The organism is Thermococcus sp. (assembly GCF_027008145.1).
In the GTDB taxonomy this organism is placed as follows: Archaea; Methanobacteriota_B; Thermococci; order Thermococcales; family Thermococcaceae; genus Thermococcus.
Genome location: NZ_JALTCZ010000212.1, coordinates 1 through 3,802 on the forward strand (window position 1 = coordinate 1; position 3,802 = coordinate 3,802).

The 3,802-nt window shown below is 52.8% G+C and carries 4 protein-coding genes; 3 read left to right on the forward strand and 1 reads right to left on the reverse strand.

Annotated features, from left to right (window positions below):
• The first annotated feature begins 210 nt into the window (after positions 1–210).
• Positions 211–1,383, forward strand: coding sequence for an AAA family ATPase (locus MVD07_RS10875; protein ID WP_297502134.1), 1,173 nt, complete (start codon positions 211–213; stop codon positions 1,381–1,383).
• A gap of 65 nt (positions 1,384–1,448) precedes the next feature.
• Here the strand turns inward: MVD07_RS10875 and MVD07_RS10880 are convergent, their stop codons facing one another.
• Positions 1,449–2,255, reverse strand: coding sequence for an SDR family oxidoreductase (locus tag MVD07_RS10880; RefSeq protein ID WP_297502137.1), 807 nt, complete (start codon positions 2,253–2,255; stop codon positions 1,449–1,451).
• Positions 2,256–2,428: 173 nt separating this feature from the next.
• On the opposite strand from MVD07_RS10880, the gene MVD07_RS10885 reads away from it, so the two are divergent.
• Positions 2,429–3,475, forward strand: a complete 1,047-nt coding sequence (locus tag MVD07_RS10885) for an FAD-dependent oxidoreductase (RefSeq protein ID WP_297502139.1) — start codon at positions 2,429–2,431, stop codon at positions 3,473–3,475.
• An 83-nt stretch (positions 3,476–3,558) separates the two neighbouring features.
• A partial coding sequence (locus tag MVD07_RS10890) for a hypothetical protein (RefSeq protein WP_297502142.1) occupies positions 3,559–3,802 on the forward strand: 244 nt, incomplete at its 3' end.

Consider the following 3,802-nt stretch of genomic DNA (forward strand, 5'->3'; position numbering starts at 1 on the left):
TCTGGAAGAGAAGAGGGGCGCTATCCGAGGGACGTTAGAGTTCTTAAGGGCTCCGAGGTTCCGAAGTTCCTGTACAACCTCACATAGAGAATTCCATTATCTTCTCAGCTTTGCTTGCTTTACACTTCGTCCTTTCTTGTGAACAAAATGCGTGCATATCGTCCTCACACAAGGACAAGATTTATAAATACGGGGATTCAACTCCAAAATATGGACGGGAGGATACTCACTTCACTCATCGCCACGAGCCGGCGGGTGATGGCGTGGGCGAGGAAGTTCCCAAAAAAACGCTTTCTCTTCGACGAACTTAAAGCCATTGATGAGGAATACTACGTCGGTGTTAAGGGCATTAGAGGTGTCGGTAAAACTGTCCTCCTGCTCCAGCTGGCAAATGAGGTAGGAAAAAGCGTCTATTTTTCGGCAGATTCAACCCTCATAAAACCCCTCTCCCTCTACGAGGTGGTTAAGTCTCTCGCGGAGATGGGCTACAGGAACGTTTTCATTGACGAGATTCACCGGAAAGCTGGCTGGGCCGAGGACTTAAAGACAATCTACGACGAGCACGAGGTCAGGGTGTTTTTCTCTGGCTCATCAGCAATTGATTTGGTTCACTCCGGGGCCGACCTATCAAGGAGGGTTGTCCTCAAGGAACTTTCGCCTGCTTCCTTCAGGGAGTGGCTCAACATAAAAAGGGACTTCGACGTTCCAAAGTATTCACTGAAAAAAATCCTTTTAAGAGCATTCGACCTGACAGAGATGTACGCTGAACTCCATCCGCTCTGGAGGGAATACATGCGTGAGGGTGGAGTGCTGTACCCAAAGAGCGGCTTCTACGATGCACTCGACAATTCGATAAGGAAGGTAATCCTTGAAGACCTCTCCGCCCTGCGGGAGGTCAGCGTCAAGTACGAAACAGACGCGTTCAAGCTCCTCTATACCGTCGCCAAATCTGCCCCGTTCGAAGCCAACTACTCGCGGATAGCCAGGGCCCTCGAAGTCTCCAAGAACATGGCGATACGGCTTGTGGAGGACATATCAAAGGCCGGCCTCTTAATTGCCCTTCACCCCTGCGACAGCGGGAGGAAGGAGCCTAAACTGTACCTCACCGTTCCGCTGAGGGAGTTCTTTGCCAGGAAGGGCTTTGACACGCACAGAGGTGCCTTAAGAGAGGAGTTCTTTGTGAACCACCTGAGGAACTTCGACCTCTGCTACCTAAAGGGAAAGAGGGGGGAGAAAACGGCGGACTTTAAAGTTGGCGAATGGATTATCGAGATCGGCGGTGAATCGAAGGGAAGATATCAGAAACCTGACTACATAGCGGTCGATGGCCTCATTACCGGAAAGGGAAGGGTTCCGCTGTTCCTGTTCGGGCTGGTATATTAGCTGTCCTCCTTCAGGAGCTTTCCTATTGTGAGACTAAAAATAGAGGTCAAAGAAAAGACAATCCCCTAGATATCTACTCCCCTCGTCATTGCGCCGTCAATAACGACCGTCGAGCCGAGCATGTATTCAGCTTCCTCGCTCAGCAGGAACGCTATAAGAGACCCCAGCTCGTCCCACTTCCCCGTCCTGTGGAGTGGCGTTCTCTTCAGCACTTCCTTTTCCCATGTCTCCTCAAGGGGCTCTCCTCTCTCATCGGCCACCTTTTTCAGGTTCTCCCTCGCGCCGGGCGTATCAAAGCTCCCCAGAAGGACTGAATGGGCCCTTATCCCGAACTTCCCGTAGGTTCTCGAAACGCTCTTCGCGAGCTGGATAAGACCCGCCCTTGAAACGTCAGCCAGAACCAGCGGAGGCATGGGTTCCTTCACCGAGACCGAGTTGAGATACACCAGAACCCCTTTTCTGCCCTCTCTCAGCCACCTTCTGACAAGGAGATCGGTTAGATAGCCCGGGGCGACCGTGTGAAAGAGGGAAGCCTCAAGCCAGTCCTCATAGTCGGCCTCGTGGAGAAGACAAGGCTCGCAGGAGACGTTGGGCGCGTTCCAGACGAGGGCATCAACTCCCCTCAGAGCATCCCAGGACTCCCTAATGAGGCTCTCCAGTTCTTCCCTCAGTCGAAGGTCGGCCTTTACGGCGTGGACTTCCCCAAAGCTGGAAAGCTCTCCGTATGCCTTTTCAAGGTTCTCCCCGCTGGAAGAGCTTACAACAACCCTCGCGTTCCTCTTTAGGAGTTCCTTCGCGACGTTGAAACCTATTCCCCTTGAGGAAGCCGTCACAAGGACGCCGAGCCCGTCGAGGTCTATTCCAACCCCCATGTCCCCACCTTGGTAGGGGTAGTTAATAAGCGTGCCGATTGGAGAATGGTCAACCATTCCGCAGTTTTGGGTAGCCTAATTCGTCGTTCTGATAATCTTCCTAGCGAAAGAATATTAATATGTAAAACCTTCGGTTTTAGATAGATTTCTCGAAAAACTTTGGGGGTGATGGCGTGAAGTTTTACATCTGCAGGGAAAAGGCCGAGCCAAAGCCCTTCAAGATAGCTATTATAGGCGCCGGGCCCGCTGGACTAACGGCTGCTGGCTACCTCGCCTGTAAGGGCTACGATGTTCACGTCTACGAGAAGATGCCCGAAGGTGGAGGGATGGTGGCCTTTGCCATCCCGGAGGCTAGGATACCAATAAGATCGGTCAGGGAGGGGGTTAAAGACCTTGGAAGGCTCGGCGTCCACTTCCATTTCAGGACGAAGGTTGTCTACGACTCACCGAGAGAGCTCGGCGACGAGTGGGCGGAGCACTTCGTCTCCCTTGAGAGGCTTTTGGGTGAATTCGATGCCCTCCTCATAGCGACCGGGGCCTGGAAGCCCAGAAAGCTCAGGACTGCCGGCGTTGAGCTACCCGGTGTCTATGATGCCCTAACTTTGCTCCATCATATAAAGATGGCGAGGATAGGCTACTACTCCTGGGAAAGGATTCCCGACCTTAAGGGGAGGCACATCGTAATAATCGGAGCTGGTTACACGGCGGTTGACGTTGCCATTGAAGCGAGGCTCCTCGGCGCTGAGAAGGTTACTATGGCCTACCGCCGCTCCCTTGAGCACAGCTACGCTGAGACCGAGATAAGGAAGCTGATTGGCGGGGGACTGGAGTTCATAGAGTACGCTTCCCCAGTTAGAATACTTGGAGAGGGGAAAGTCCAAGGGGTTGAGTTCGCGAGGACGAAGATTGTTGAGGGGAGCGTTGTGACCACTGACGAGCGCTTCATCCTCGACGCAGATGTAGTTGCCTACGCCATCGGTCAGCTCCCGACGAACCCCATAAGGGAGGTCGTCTGTGCCAACGAGAAGATACTGAAGGAGGCGGGCATATTCTTCGCCGGCGATGTTGTTGCTCCAAGAAACATAGGAACTGCCATGAGAGAAGGCAAGGCGAGGGCTAAGGAAATCGAGGAGTGGCTTCTCAGTAAGGCTCCAAGGAAGGTCTTTCCGGTTCCCGTTACGACGAGGCTGATGAGCTCGGTCACGAACGGGAAATGCTGAAGTCCAAGTAGTAGACATATATCGAAAGGATAAATTTTTATTCGCTAAGTTAAAATGAACGCTGAAATATTGGGGGTGACAACATGGAGGAGATAGACTTCAAGGCCGCTGCTAAACTTCTTTCCTCAACTTCAGAGTGGATTGGTGATGGAAGGACGAAGACGACGATAGGTAAAAGGGAGATCGAGGTTGACAACCCCCTCTCAGTCCCGCCGATGGGGGCGCCAGAAAACGTGACCTGGCCCGAGCAGTTGCTCCCCGCTGCGTTGGCCGCGTGCTTCATAACCACCATGACCAGTATAAGTGAAAGGCTCAGAGTGCATCCTA